The sequence below is a fragment of the Streptomyces sp. VNUA24 genome (genome assembly GCF_029167005.1).
Lineage (GTDB): Bacteria > Actinomycetota > Actinomycetes > Streptomycetales > Streptomycetaceae > Streptomyces > Streptomyces scabiei.
Genome location: NZ_CP119143.1, coordinates 6341573 through 6354285, shown reverse-complemented (window position 1 = coordinate 6354285; position 12713 = coordinate 6341573). Strand labels below are relative to the sequence as shown.

The following is a 12713-nucleotide window of genomic DNA, read 5'->3' as shown; positions in this document are numbered from 1 at the left end:
GAGTACCGACAGCATGCCCAAACCGTTCACCGTCGAGGACTTCACCCGCCGGATGGCACGAGCCACCGAAGCCGCCGTCAGTGCGGGTCTGTCGGGGCTGGTCATCACGCCGGGCCCCGACCTCGTCTATCTGACCGGCTACCAGCCCACGGCCATCACCGAGCGGCTGACTGCCCTGGTTCTCGCTCCCGATCGTGAACCCACCATGGTGGCACCACGATTGGAGATCCCCGACGTCCAACACGCCCCTGGAGCAACGGCACTGACGCTGACGGACTGGACCGACGGCACCGATCCGTATGCGACGCTCAGCCCCCTTCTGGAGCCGGACGGCCGGTACGGCATTTCGGACTCAGCTTGGGCCATGCACCTACTCGGCCTGCAGGAAACCCTGCCCAGGAGCGGCTATCGCACGCTCACCCGCGCTCTGCCCATGCTGCGTGCGGTCAAGGACGCCGACGAACTGGAGCGACTGGCCTCGGCGGGAGCCGCCGCCGATGAGGCATTCCGGTCCATCCTGAACGTCACCTTCGCCGGACGCACCGAGAACGAAGTCGCTGCCGACCTCGCGCGACTGCTCACCGAGTTCGGCCACAGCCAAGTGGATTTCACCGTGGTGGGCTCTGGGCCGAACGGCGCAAACCCTCACCACGAAGCCGGTGACCGGGTGATCCACAACGGTGACACCGTGGTGCTGGACTTCGGTGGACTGAAGGACGGCTACGGCTCCGACACGACCCGCACCGTCCACGTCGGAACCGACATCCCCGACGAAGTGAGTGAGGTCCACGGGATCGTGCGGCGCGCTCAGCAGGCCGCGTTCGAGGCTGTGCGGCCCGGGGTGGCATGCCAGGAGATCGACCGGGTGGCCCGGGCTGTGATCACCGAAGCCGGCTACGGAGAGTACTTCATCCACCGCACCGGCCACGGGATCGGCCTGACCACGCACGAGCCGCCCTACATGGTGGAGGGTGAGGAACAGGTTCTGGTCCCCGGGATGTGCTTCTCGATCGAGCCAGGCATCTACCTCCCCGGTCGCTTCGGCGTTCGGCTGGAGGACATCGTGACCGTCACCGAAACCGCCGGCCGGAGGTTCAACAACACGCCGCACGACTTGGTCGCCGTCGCCTGATGTCGGCCCGCAGGCGAACAGCCTCTGGACCTCTCGTCCCGAGCGACCACCACGTCCGGCTCTGGCCGATGACACCACCCTGTCAGCTGGCCGATGATTCAGCTGTCGTGGGATTCCCCTCACGGAGGTGCGGGGCATGATCGACCGTCGCGAGGTCGTGAGCAGTGGCTCTCTCGTCGGCCTGCTCTACCTGCTCATGGACGAAGCGATCCGCTGACACAGCGTCGCCGAGCACTTCTCTACCTACAGCACTCCACAGGCGGCACGCGACCTCTGTACCGTCAAGGGTAGAAGCCCCGATGGATGGAGCACGATGCCTCGCCGCCTGCTGGACCGTCGGCGCCTCACCCCTAGGGGGGCGCGCTGATGCTGGAAGAAGCCGAAGAGATCGGCCGTCGCGCACGTCGCGCACGGCTCCGCCTCGGCATGACGCAAGCCGACCTCGCTGCCGCGCTGGGCAAGACACAGGGCTGGGTGTCCAAGATGGAACGCGGGCACATCGAACTCGACCGCGTTGGCCTGCTCAACCTGCTCGCCTCGGAACTGCACGTGCACCCGAACGACCTGATCGGACGGCCGTACAGCAGCACCACCCCGGCCGAGAATCAGTGGCAGGTGTCTGCCGCCGCGATCATGCGTGAGCTACGCCGTTACGACCTCGCTCCCGTCTTCGACGGAACCCCCCGCCCAGCCGGTCAGCTGTGGCAGGAAACCACCCGCCTGCATCGCCTCCGTGACGCTGCCGCGAACGTGGCGATCGTGCAGGTGCTCCCCGACCTGTTCCGCGAGGCGCGCGCCCTGGCCGAAGTCGCCACGGGCCACGAGCAGGAAGAGGCGTATGCCATCTACGCGGTGTGCTGCAAGTTCGCACACACCGCCGCGCACGCCCTTGGACACCCGGAACTGGTCGCCATGGCATGCGAACGGGCCGCATGGTCGGCGCGGCTGTCTGGCGACCCGGTGATGCCTGCCGTCGCCGACTGGATGCGCGTGTGGGACATGTGGGCAACGGCGGACTGGGACGACTCTGTTGCCTTGTCCGACAAGGCGATTCGAAGTGTGCAGCGGGAGTACGACCGCGGTGACCCGTTGGCTGTTCGGGCCTGGGGGACATTGCAACTGCGCGCTGCTGTGTCTGCCGCGCGCGGTGGCCGCAAGGCCGAAGCGAAGGACCGGATCAAGCACGCGCGGAGTGCGGCCAAGCGGATGCAGGAAGCCGCCGGCCCTCCGGTGTACGACCGCCACAGCCTGACCTTCTCGCCGGGAAACGTGCAGATCCACGCGATCAGCGTCGCCCTGGAGATGCACGAGCAACGTGAGGCGCTGTCGATAAACCGGCGCACGAGCAAGGAGTTGGTCGCGTCTCTTCCCAACTCCCGTCAGGGGCATCACCACATGGACCTAGCCCGCGCGTGGCTGTGGGACGGGAACCGCGACAAGGCTCTGAAGGAGCTGGAAAAGGCTGAGGAGATCGCTCCGCAGCTCGTCCGCAACCACCCCATGGCGCGTTCAACTCTGCGCAGCATCGTGTACGCCGAACGGGCAAGCACTCGCGAGAAGCTGCGCCGCATGTCAGACCGCTTTCACCTCGACGGCTGAGGGTCATATTCCTGCGGTTCATATTGGGCCCCGAGCGCACACTTAGCTTCTGGGCATGGCCGAACGAACCTCGCAGCAACTCCCCACGTCTCAGACCGTTTTAACCGCAGGGAGCCCTTTCCACCCCCGCCTTGGCGACCTCGCCATCGATCTGGCCAAGGCGGGAACGATCGGGGTCGTCGTCGCTCTGCCAAGCGACAGCTCGGCGTCTTACCAACTCCGTCCGCCTGGCGGAGGCGTGGACTGGCGCGCAAGGTCCGACGGAAGCACCCTCCGCCCCGTGCCGGTTCCGGTCACGCACGTCACACCCGTGAAGCGCGACGCCGTGTACGACCCGCGTGCGCAGCAAGCCGCTATGGCGGTGACCGTCCACTACGAGGACGGCGGCGTCTGCGAGTCGATGCTCGTCCTCACCCCTGCGCAAGTCGAGCTGTACTACAACCAGCTCGGCCGCATGCTTCAGGCGAGGGAATCAGCCCAGGATCGTCGGCGGTGAGCCGGGACGTGCTGACGCTCGCCCCACCGACCTCTGCACGTGCCTTCGTGCGACCTCCCGTCGCATTCCGGTGTGAGGCCACTGCTCATGACCTCAGCGGCTCCCTCGAAGTCCTGCTCGCTACCTATCGCGGTCGTTCCCCACGCCTCGCGGCACGGTGGCTGAGAGCGTCCGCGCACCGTTTCGCGCGGCTGCTGTCCCCTGACGTCGGGGCCCAGAGCCTCCGTGGCGCGCCGCTCATTCCCACGGGTCCGGAAGTCCCCCGCCCTGATGTCGAGTTGCGAGCGTGGGCGAACAGCGATCCGGCCTACGAGCAAGCCCTTCGAGCCCTCGCCGCAGGCCGAGTCTTCGTGTTCACCGTGACGGATTACGACGCTCGGTACTGCCTCCGCGTGTTCCCGTTGCCGACTCGCCGGCCTCGCCTTCCGCAGCATCCTTCCCTGGCCAGGGGGCTACCCCACCCCTCGGTGAGGGCGGGCCGTCACCGACGTCCCCGCGGGCGTCGTCCGACCCGATGACTCCCGCCCCCGCGTCTTTTCCGGTTCCCCCCGGCGCGGGGGCGGGTCCACCACGCAAATCGCAGCTCACCCGCTGAACGCACACTCGCCGCTCTGCGGCGCTGTCCTGCCCATCTACCGAGGGGAAGACGCGGTGACCATCTATCCCGTATCGCCGAACACCGTGCTCGCCAACGCGCTGACCAGTGCTGAGGACCTGCTGAGGCCGCACATCGCCGAGGTGGCCCCGGAGCGCATCGTGTTCGTGGTGGGAACGCAGATCAACGGAGCACCGCACGTCGGCACGTCCCTGGTTCAGGCGCTCACGTTCGCCACGGCGGCCCGGATCCGGGACAGGTTCGGCGTACCGGCTGAAGTCCAGTTCGGCGCACTCGACAACGCCCCGTACGCCATCGTCACCGACAAGGAGACCGGTCACCGCTACCAACGGGCCTACGCGCACGCCCTGGGCGAGGCGGGCATCGCTGACCAGGTCGACAAGCTGTACCGCCCGCTGTTCACCGCGTTGTCCGAGCGCCTGGACGTGCCGTACTCCGTCGAGACCTACAGCCAGCAGCAGGCGGGCGAGCACTTCCGCCGTACCTGGCTGCTCCTGCTGCCCCGCCTGGACGCCGCACGCTGGCACCTGGCTCCGTCGTCCGGCGTGCCACACGTTCGTGTTCCCTGCCCGCGCCCTGGCTGCGGATGGGCCGAGAAGTACGCCGAACGCACCCACGTCCGTGACGACGGTTTCGAGCGGGCAACCATCTCGGCTGTGTGCCTGCACCACGGCGAATACGAGGTCGTCATCGAACCCGCGACGGGTGGATACCTCGACCTCGCCACGCTGTACCGCAACCTCGTCAAGGAACTGGCGGTCGTTGGAGCGCGAGGCACGCTGCACGTCATGGTCAAGGGCAGCGACTGGATGCCCGGCTGTCTTCTCGTCGACGGCGCCCTTCAGGCTGTGGGCCTCACTCGCGGACAGATGACCGCCCGGCTCTTCTGCCCCCAGGTCGTCACGGACACGGGCGCGAAGCTGTCCAAGTCCCTCATCCGCGAGGGGCGCGCGCCCTTGCCCGACGGTGCGGCCCCGTGGATGCTCGACACCCGCGAGTGGCCTGGCTCGTTGGGAGAGTACGTCGATCGCCTGCTCGGTCTGACCGACGTGTTACTCGCCGACCCACGCCATTTCTTCCGCTCGTACTCGGCCGGTGAACTCGGCCGGCTCATGTCCGCTGCAACAGCAAGGAGCGTTCCCGCCCCATGACGGAGACTGCCGCCGCGCGCGTCCGCGAACTGAACCTCTACCGCCGTTACTTCGACCTCGTCGCTGCCGGTGAGAAGACCATCGAGGTGCGGGTGAAGTACCCCCACCTCGAAGACCTGGCCGCCGGAGACGTCATCCGCTTCCGCATCAAGGGCACCGAAGCGACGTGTGACGTCCTGGTGAAGCGGGTCACGGAGTACAGGACGTTCGAGGAACTGCTCGACGGGGAGGGACCGGCGAACGTCAACCCGGCCTCCTCCCGAGAGCAGCAGCTCGCCAACATCCGCGATATCTACCCGGCGGAGAAGGAAGCGCTCGGCGCGCTCGCCATCGAAATCGAGCTGCCGCCTCGGTAAGCCCGCCGCACTGTCCCCGCTCCCCCGAGGGGACTGCTTGCGGCTTCCTGGCGTCCGCCGCTCGTGCCCGTGCTGCGGGCGGCGGACGCCCACAAGAAGAGACCGGACCACCCCTCAGCCTGGACAGCGATCTGGGGTGGTCCGGTCTTGGAATCCCTGGTCAGGAACCCGGTGCCGATGGTACCGGGGCGCTCGGCGTGCTCGAACGCGGGTGCGGCTGCAACCCAGGTACCCCGCTGTCCAGTTTGAGAGGGTCACTGTTGAAGTCCGGTTGTCCGCATCCCAGTTCTGACCTGCACCACCGAAAGTCAGCCACGGCGGCGGGTGCGTCGAACGAGCACCCGTCACGTGTGTCTCCAGCAACCCCCCGCCGGCCTCAGCCACGCTTCCTCCATTCGTCACGGCCCTCGACCCCTTCTCGGCCTGGGCGTTGCCGACGAACGGCCTGGCCCATGGGCCTGCCTGCTGCTTTGAAGTCCATCGGCTGAGAAGCGCGGACTGGTCGGATGGCGCGGCCTCGCTTGGTCGGGGTCGGCCTGGTCCTGGTTCTCGGAGTGGTCGCGTTGCTTCCTGGTCTGACTGTTCGCCTCGGCATGGCTGCGCGCTGAGCGGGTGGGGGCCGCCGGAGCGGTGGCGGAGACAAGGAGCGGCGGCGGCCCATGGCCGCCAGCGCGCGCGGCCCGCCGTAGGCGGGCCGCCTTGATCCAGTAAAGAAACTCTGAACAGCTCCGCTGCTCTGGGCCCGTGGCCGGTCATGCGCCCATGCGATGTCCTCGACTTCCCAATCCGCTCCGCGCCTCCGCAACCGTTATAGACGTACATGGGCGCATTGCTGCCTATTTGATCCGGCGGTCGGCAGACTTTATCCACAGGTAAATCAGTCCAGGGTTGGAGCTGTGGAAAAACACACGGCAAATCGCGCTCGCCGTTACCAATCCGTGACATTCGGGCTGTCACGCCAGGGCGGATTTCTGTACCTGATAGCAGGTGAGGGGACGGGAATCTGCGGCGTCTATGAGCGCGAGAGGAGGGGGACGAAATGCCGCACGAGAGGAGCAGGGGAGTGGCGAGGGTCACATTTACTCGGGGTCACACCCGACCCGAAAAGCGAACCCCTATAGGCACCCCTCGGCGTGATGGGCGGAACATAGCCGACGATCACCGGTTAGCCAAACCGGCGATTCTCCGGACCATTGATGTTCCTCGGCGAAGGAAGGGAGATGTGTGGTGTTGGCCGCAAAGTGCGGGGGCGGTGGGGCGTCCGTTCGGATTCAAGCGGAGCGCGCCGCATGCAATCCGACCTCTTCGCCTCGCCGTGGGCCTGGATCTCTCGGTTCGCTCTGTTCGCCGAGTGGGCGCCGGTTGGTCACGCCTCCCGCCATGCGGGCCGCGCGGAAAGGTTCTTGCCCGCTGGACGGGAGCGTGAGGCCGGGGCCTTCGAACGTGTCCGGTCGGAGCGGTAGACCTGACTCAACAGGCGTGATGACTGCTGGTCGGTCTGCGCGGGCAAGCCCGGATTCGGCTGACTCTGGGCGGCTCGATGGGATGCAAGGAAATGGCACGGAAGCAAGGCGGGGAGCGGAAAATGACCGAGCATGAAATAGCCGTGCTGGATGCGGAGTTGACCGACGTATGCGCGGCGGTTGCCCGGTTGGATGCGATGGTGCAGCGGTTGGCGACGGCTATTTCCGCGGCTGCGCCTCCACGATCTCCAGAAGCCGAGTCACCGCGTCCTCAAGCCGCTTGATGTCGGCCTTCATGGCCTTCATGTCCTCGGCGAGTGATTCCGCGCTGGGGCCGGGAGCGTCGTCGGCTGTTACGAGCCGATCCTCTTGGCCCTGCTCGCCGGGGGCTGCTTCGGCCGGCGCGGTGGTGGCGCTGTTGCGAACGAAACTGCCCCGGCCTTGGACGCTGTAGATCAGCCCTTCGCTCTTGAGGAGCCGTAGCGCGTTCTGCACGGTGCTGCTTGCGATGCCGTACCGGTCCTGGAGGGCGCGGGCAGAGGGCAGCTTGTCGCCGGGCTTCAGTCGGCCGGTGCTGATTTCTCTGCGGAGGACTTCGGCGGCCTGGACGTATGGCGGCCGGGAGTCGTCTTCGAGCGGCAGTGTCATGCCCGCAGGATACGGCGCTTACCCCACACGCGATACACCCGCTCACCCTTGTGTGGCGTGTGTAGCGAGGCACCGGCTGTGCGGGTGTTACGTGTGTAGCGCGTGTTGTGGTTATGTAGTGGTGCGGCCGGAACCACCGGCCCGAATCGAAAGGATGTGCCCCCATGGCTCGTATCCGTGTTGGTCTGCTCCCGTCGGCGTCGTTCATGGTCGGCAACATGGCCGTGCCGAAGTACGCGGACGCCGAGAAGACCCAGTTCGCGACCGACCGTGAGACCGGCGCGAAGCTGTTCACGATCACCCTCTTCTTCATGGAGGAGGACCGCGCAGAGGCCATGAAGATCACCGTTCCGGAGACCGGTCTGCCCAACGGCCTCAAGCCGGGTGTGCCGGTCATGCCGGTGGAGCTGTTCGCCACCCCGTGGGCCCGGATCTTCAACGGGTCGCTCTCGGACGGCATCGCGTACCGCGCGGACCGCCTCGACCTGGTCGGCGGCTCGGCTCCGGCCGCTGAGACGGCGTGAGCGGCACCGACTTCTCCCGCACCGGCCGCGACACCCGGCTTCACAGTGTCGCGGCGGTGTGGGAGAGGGCGGGCTTTCCACCCGCATCGGCTCTTCGTCATGCGGAGATCTGCCTGACGCTCGCCGGTCACGACGACAGGGTTCGTCTCGTCGCGGCGATGTGGGCGAACCACGGTTTTCCGCCCTCCGAAGCGGTCCAGCGCGCGGAAATCTGCCTGATCCTCGCTGCGCCGACACCCACCGACCGCACCCGAAACCGGAATCGAAAGAAGGAAGCGAAGTGACCGTGAACGACGTGAGTGAGGTGATGGGCTACGCCCCGGTCCTGATCGGGGTGGGTCTGGCCGGTGTCGCCGTGTGGGCGCTGGTGTGGGTCGTCCGCTACCTGCGGGCCGATGCCATGACGCGGCAGTCCATCCGGCAGGCCGTGCGGGTGCGGCGGACCTGGAAGCGGCTCGCGCAGATGCTGAAGCTGTGCGCCATCGACAAGATGCCGACCGCGTTGGCCTCGCTGTCGAACGCGGACGGCAAGCCCGTCAAGCCTCGCGTCCTGGTCCCCACGCTGAAGGTGACGCACGACGCGTACGGGGTGATCGCGCGGGCGGGCTGCTTGCCGGGGGTCGGCCTGGAGCAGTACCAGAAGGTTGCCCCGCATTTGGCGGACGCCTGGCGGTGCACGCGAGTGGCGGTCACGCAGGATGAGCCGGGCTCGGTCGTCATCCGGGGTGTGCGGCTCGATCCGCTGAAGTTCCCCACCGAGCACCGTCCCACGGGCAAGGTGCCGGAGAAGGTCGCCCGGTTGGATCTGGGCGTGGACGAGTACGCCCAGCCGGTGTCCGTCGACCTTCGGCACGTGACCGGTATGGGCGTGGCCGGCCTCCCTGGCAAGGGCAAGACGTCGCTGATCAACAGGCTTCTGTCCGACTGGGCGCCCGCGCCGTGGGTTCAGTTCGCCTGCGCTGACGGCAAGGTGTCCGCCGCGTACGAGGGTGACTACGCGGACTGGGTACGGCGCATGTTCGCCTTCGTGGGCGATGACCTCGAAGAGGCCAACAAGCTGTTCCGGCGGCTGGTGGACCTGCGGCGGGTGCGCTCGACCCTGGTGCGCGATGTGCTCGGGGTGAAGTCCGTGTGGGACGTGGACCCGTCCGAGAAGTGGCCGCTGGTCGTGCTGATCATCGATGAGGCGCACACCTACTTCCGCGACCACAAGGGCAGCGACCCCAAGACGAAGAGGCTCGCCGCGCTCGCCGCCGAGAACGCCCGGCTCGTGGAAGACCTGGTCAAGAAGGGCCGCTCGGTGGGCATGCTCGTCATCCTCGCCACGCAGAAGAGCACAGGCGATGCCATCCCGACCTTCATCCGCGACGTGTGCCCCATCGGCCTGAGCTTCGCGCAGAAGACCGCCGAAGCCGCCGTGGCGGCCCTCGGTGAGGACATCCGGGACTGGCCGGACGCCAACCCGATCAACCTTCAGGACCCGGCCTATGTCGGCGTCGCCTCGATGAACCACCAGTCACAGCCCGGCTTCACCCGCATCCGTACCCCGTACGTGCCGGACGAGTGGGCGGCCGAGATCGCGCACCAAACCGCGCACCTGACCGCCGACCCGGCCGACCTGCTCCCCACCGTCGACCTCACCAAGACCGACCCGAACGACGACGGCTCCACGCCGATCGCGGCCTGACGACCCGGCGGCCAACGCCCCACCACCTGTGAAAGGAGGTGAACACCCAATGTCTGAGGACCGGATCACTCAGCGCACCGTCACCGTGGTCATGGGCATCATCGCCCTCCTTGCGTTCGTCTTCTCCTTCGGCAACGTCTGGGCCCTGGCCCTGCGCCTGGGCGTCCCCGCCCCCATCGCACCCCTGATCGCCCCCATGGTCGACCTGTCCGTGGTCGGGCTCCTGGTGGCCCTGCGCTACCTGTCCCTGCGGGGCGTCCCGCCGGAGCAGATGAAAGCGGCGACCCGCCTCATGCACGTCTCCGGCCTGCTCACCCTGGCTCTCAATATCGCCGAACCGATCACCGCCGCGCACTACGGCCGCGCTGCCTTGGACGCCGTGGCCCCGCTGCTGCTCCTCGGCTGGGGAGCGGTCGGCCCCCAGCTCCTGCGTTCCTTCCACGCGGTCACCAGGGAAGCAACCGCCCCGGCCCCGGTTGACGAGACGGAAACGGCACAAGAGCCTGCCCCGGCACCCCTCCAGCCCGCGCCCGTTGCTGCGTCCACCGCGCCCGTCACACCGGAACTGAGCCCGGCCCCGGCCCCGATCGCTTCGGCCCTCACCGCGCCTGCGGTCAAGGTCCCCGAGCCGCTGCTGATCGAAGCGCGCACCATCGCCGCGTCCCACCACGCCGAGCACGGAGAAACGATTTCTCCGGCCCAGCTCAAGAGGCGACTAGGCATCGGCCTGCCCATGGCCACGGCTCTTCACGCCGCTCTGTAGAGCCGCGTTCTCCCCGCCGGCCTTCCGGCACCACCCACCTCGCCCGTCCCTGGGCCCGACCTGCCATGCCTGCGGGCAGCAGCCCGAGCGCACTGAATCGCTGCTGCCCGCAGGTCCCACCCTCGCGCCGGAAAGGAGACCCCGCCACCCATGCGCCGCCCCCTCGACCTGCGCCACGTGATCAGCCCCGGCCTGCGGGATCTGATCGAACTGGCCAACACCCACGACTTCGACCGCGTACAGCAGCAGGTACGCGACCTGCGCGGCTGCACCAGCCCCGTCAACCTCCACGGCTTCACCATCACCACCGACCAGACCACCAAGGAAGTGGTCCGCTCCTATCGCTCCGAAGACGAACCCTCCGGACGCCTGCTGACCACCTGTGGCAACCGCCGCTCCTCACGCTGCCCCGCCTGCTCCCGCGTCTACGCCGCCGACACCTACCACCTCATCAAGGCCGGACTCTCCGGCGGCAAGAACGTCGCCGAAACCGTCCGCGACCACCCCCGCGCCTTCGTCACCCTCACCGCCCCCTCCTTCGGCCCCGTCCACAACCGGCCCACCACCGACGCGGGCAAGCCCCGCCCCTGCGCTTGCGGCGACACCCACGCCGAAGATGCCCCCGAACTCGGCACCCCCCTGAACCCGGCCACCTACGACTACACCGGCGCCGTTCTGTGGAACGCCCACGCCGGACAGCTCTGGGCGCGCTTCACCACCTACCTGCGCCGGGCCCTGGCCAAGCACTTCGGCATGACACAGAAGGCCCTGAACTCCGCTCTGCGCGTCTCCTTCGCCAAGGTCGCCGAGTACCAAAAGCGCGGCCTGGTCCACTTCCACGCCGTGATCCGCTTCGACGGCCCCGACGGACACACCAGCCCGCCCCCGGCCTGGGCCACCTTCGACGCCCTGAGCGCTGCCGTGGGCTTGGCCGTGAAGAGCGCTCGGCTCACCATCGAGTCCGACGCCATCGGCGAACGCGTCATCGCCTGGGGCGGCCGGTACAAGGCCGACCCCATCACCGCTCTGGGCGACGGCGAACTCACAGACGCCCGCGTTGCCGAGTACACAGACGCCAAGGTGGCCGGGTACGTCGCCAAGTACGCCACCAAGAACGCCGAAGGCACCGGCACCGTGGACCGCACTCTGATGTGCCGTCCCTGTGCCGGACGTGGCTACGTACGCGGCCCTGACCGCTTCCACGACGTGTGCGCCGACTGCGACGGCACCGGACAGGCCGAACCCATCAAGGCCCTGCCCGTACAGCAGCACGTACGGCAGATGATCCGCACCGCCTGGGCCCTCGGCCACCTGCCGGAGCTCGCCCACCTCAAGCTCTGGAAGTGGGCCCACATGCTCGGCTTCCGCGGCCACTTCTCCACCAAGTCCCGCGCTTACTCCACCACCCTCGGCGCACTCCGCGACGTCCGCCGCGCCTGGCGTCTCGCCCAGGCCGAAGCCGCCCGCGCCCGCGCCGGCCTCCCCGCCACCGACGAGACCACCCTCGTCACCGCCTCCTCCTGGACCTACCTCAGCAGCGGCTACCGCCCCGGTGAGGAGTTCCTCGCAGCCCAGGTCCGCCACGACATAGCCCATACGCAACGCCTCAAGCAGGAGGGGGATTTCTCATGATCAACCGCAAGACGACGTTCGTCGGCCGCTTCCACTGCGGCCAAGGCTCCTGGCGTGTCTCCACTGGGACTGCGGAAGTCGCCACGGTCATCGGGCAGCTCTTCGGCAGGCAATCGCCGTCCCACGACAGCCACGAAGCCGACCACTTCGAGGTGCTGCCCCGATCAACCTCCATGCGGGTCGTCATCTCCGGCCCCGAATCCATCAAGGCCGGCCTGCTGACAGCCGCACCCCGCTTTGAACCCCAGCCCAGTACTCGACTCTCGTTCCGCCTCGCCGACGCACACGCCCTTGGCGGCTTCCGCCTCAGTTCCCCCTCTTGGGACCTGGCAGAGTCCGTCCCCACGCTCAGGAAGGCACTGTCCGAGACGGACGGGGACGCCCTCTGCGAACTCGTCGCAGAGACAGTCGAGTTCACGACCCGCGACGGTGCAACGCTGTCGTATTGCCGCCCTGCTATCAAGGTCATCGGCCCTTGGCGCAACCCCGACCAGCACGCCGTCTGACCTGAGAGGGCATTACGCGGGGCGCAGGCACCACCTTGATGCCGCCGGGCCTATCTGCCGGTCACCTATCTCATCCGCGCTGCAGTCAACGCCCTGTTCAAGCAGTGCGCGGTGCCGCCGCCCCGGCACTGCTGCAGCCG

At 67.8% G+C, this 12713-nt stretch carries 12 protein-coding genes and 1 pseudogene; 12 read left to right on the top strand and 1 reads right to left on the bottom strand.

What is annotated here, in order from left to right; all coding sequences use genetic code 11:
• Positions 1–13: 13 nt before the first annotated feature.
• From PYR72_RS27270 to PYR72_RS27245, 6 genes and pseudogenes are all read left to right on the top strand, one after another.
• On the top strand, positions 14–1132 hold the full coding sequence (locus tag PYR72_RS27270; RefSeq protein ID WP_275457752.1) for an aminopeptidase P family protein: 1119 nt from the start codon (positions 14–16) through the stop codon (positions 1130–1132).
• A 112-nt stretch (positions 1133–1244) separates the two neighbouring features.
• Positions 1245–1349: pseudogene (locus tag PYR72_RS27265) on the top strand (NUDIX hydrolase); the annotation flags it as partial.
• 149 nt (positions 1350–1498) lie between these two features.
• On the top strand, positions 1499–2731 hold the full coding sequence (locus PYR72_RS27260) for a helix-turn-helix transcriptional regulator (RefSeq protein ID WP_275457751.1): 1233 nt from the start codon (positions 1499–1501) through the stop codon (positions 2729–2731).
• A 280-nt stretch (positions 2732–3011) separates the two neighbouring features.
• Complete coding sequence (locus tag PYR72_RS27255) at positions 3012–3227, top strand: hypothetical protein (protein WP_275457750.1); 216 nt, start codon at positions 3012–3014, stop codon at positions 3225–3227.
• Positions 3228–3878: 651 nt separating this feature from the next.
• Positions 3879–4994, top strand: coding sequence for a hypothetical protein (locus tag PYR72_RS27250; RefSeq protein WP_275457749.1), 1116 nt, complete (start codon positions 3879–3881; stop codon positions 4992–4994).
• Entirely contained in the window at positions 4991–5350 is a 360-nt protein-coding gene (locus tag PYR72_RS27245; RefSeq protein ID WP_275457748.1) for an ASCH domain-containing protein, read from the top strand. Before PYR72_RS27250 ends, PYR72_RS27245 begins: the two co-directional genes overlap by 4 nt.
• 1682 nt (positions 5351–7032) lie before the next feature.
• On the opposite strand, the gene PYR72_RS27240 is transcribed toward PYR72_RS27245, so the two are convergent.
• Entirely contained in the window at positions 7033–7461 is a 429-nt protein-coding gene (locus PYR72_RS27240) for a winged helix-turn-helix domain-containing protein (protein WP_275457747.1), read from the bottom strand.
• A 164-nt stretch (positions 7462–7625) separates the two neighbouring features.
• Between PYR72_RS27240 and PYR72_RS27235 the strand changes: the two genes are divergently transcribed.
• The 6 genes from PYR72_RS27235 (at position 7626) to PYR72_RS27210 (ending at position 12573) form a co-directional block, all read left to right on the top strand.
• A complete protein-coding gene (locus PYR72_RS27235) occupies positions 7626–7985 on the top strand; it encodes a hypothetical protein (RefSeq protein ID WP_275457746.1) in 360 nt (119 codons plus the stop codon).
• Entirely contained in the window at positions 7982–8269 is a 288-nt protein-coding gene (locus PYR72_RS27230; RefSeq protein ID WP_275457745.1) for a hypothetical protein, read from the top strand. Before PYR72_RS27235 ends, PYR72_RS27230 begins: the two co-directional genes overlap by 4 nt.
• A gap of 2 nt (positions 8270–8271) precedes the next feature.
• Positions 8272–9672, top strand: coding sequence for a cell division protein FtsK (locus PYR72_RS27225; protein WP_343245539.1), 1401 nt, complete (start codon positions 8272–8274; stop codon positions 9670–9672).
• A gap of 49 nt (positions 9673–9721) precedes the next feature.
• Positions 9722–10435 (top strand): DUF2637 domain-containing protein, encoded by a 714-nt coding sequence (locus PYR72_RS27220; protein ID WP_275457744.1) that lies wholly within the window; start codon positions 9722–9724, stop codon positions 10433–10435.
• Positions 10436–10585: 150 nt separating this feature from the next.
• Positions 10586–12067, top strand: coding sequence for a replication initiator (locus PYR72_RS27215; RefSeq protein WP_275457743.1), 1482 nt, complete (start codon positions 10586–10588; stop codon positions 12065–12067).
• Positions 12064–12573 (top strand): hypothetical protein, encoded by a 510-nt coding sequence (locus tag PYR72_RS27210; protein ID WP_275457742.1) that lies wholly within the window; start codon positions 12064–12066, stop codon positions 12571–12573. Before PYR72_RS27215 ends, PYR72_RS27210 begins: the two co-directional genes overlap by 4 nt.
• Positions 12574–12713 lie beyond the last annotated feature (140 nt).

Excerpts from the sequence above, each read along its gene's own strand:
- PYR72_RS27260 (WP_275457751.1), top strand. The coding sequence starts at position 1,499 with ATGCTGGAAGAAGCCGAAGAGATCGGCCGTCGCGCACGTCGCGCACGG.
- PYR72_RS27270 (WP_275457752.1), top strand. The coding sequence starts at position 14 with ATGCCCAAACCGTTCACCGTCGAGGACTTCACCCGCCGGATGGCACGA.
- PYR72_RS27245 (WP_275457748.1), top strand. The coding sequence starts at position 4,991 with ATGACGGAGACTGCCGCCGCGCGCGTCCGCGAACTGAACCTCTACCGC.
- PYR72_RS27210 (WP_275457742.1), top strand. The coding sequence starts at position 12,064 with ATGATCAACCGCAAGACGACGTTCGTCGGCCGCTTCCACTGCGGCCAA.
- PYR72_RS27235 (WP_275457746.1), top strand. The coding sequence starts at position 7,626 with ATGGCTCGTATCCGTGTTGGTCTGCTCCCGTCGGCGTCGTTCATGGTC.
- PYR72_RS27220 (WP_275457744.1), top strand. The coding sequence starts at position 9,722 with ATGTCTGAGGACCGGATCACTCAGCGCACCGTCACCGTGGTCATGGGC.
- PYR72_RS27240 (WP_275457747.1), bottom strand. The coding sequence starts at position 7,461 with ATGACACTGCCGCTCGAAGACGACTCCCGGCCGCCATACGTCCAGGCC.
- PYR72_RS27215 (WP_275457743.1), top strand. The coding sequence starts at position 10,586 with ATGCGCCGCCCCCTCGACCTGCGCCACGTGATCAGCCCCGGCCTGCGG.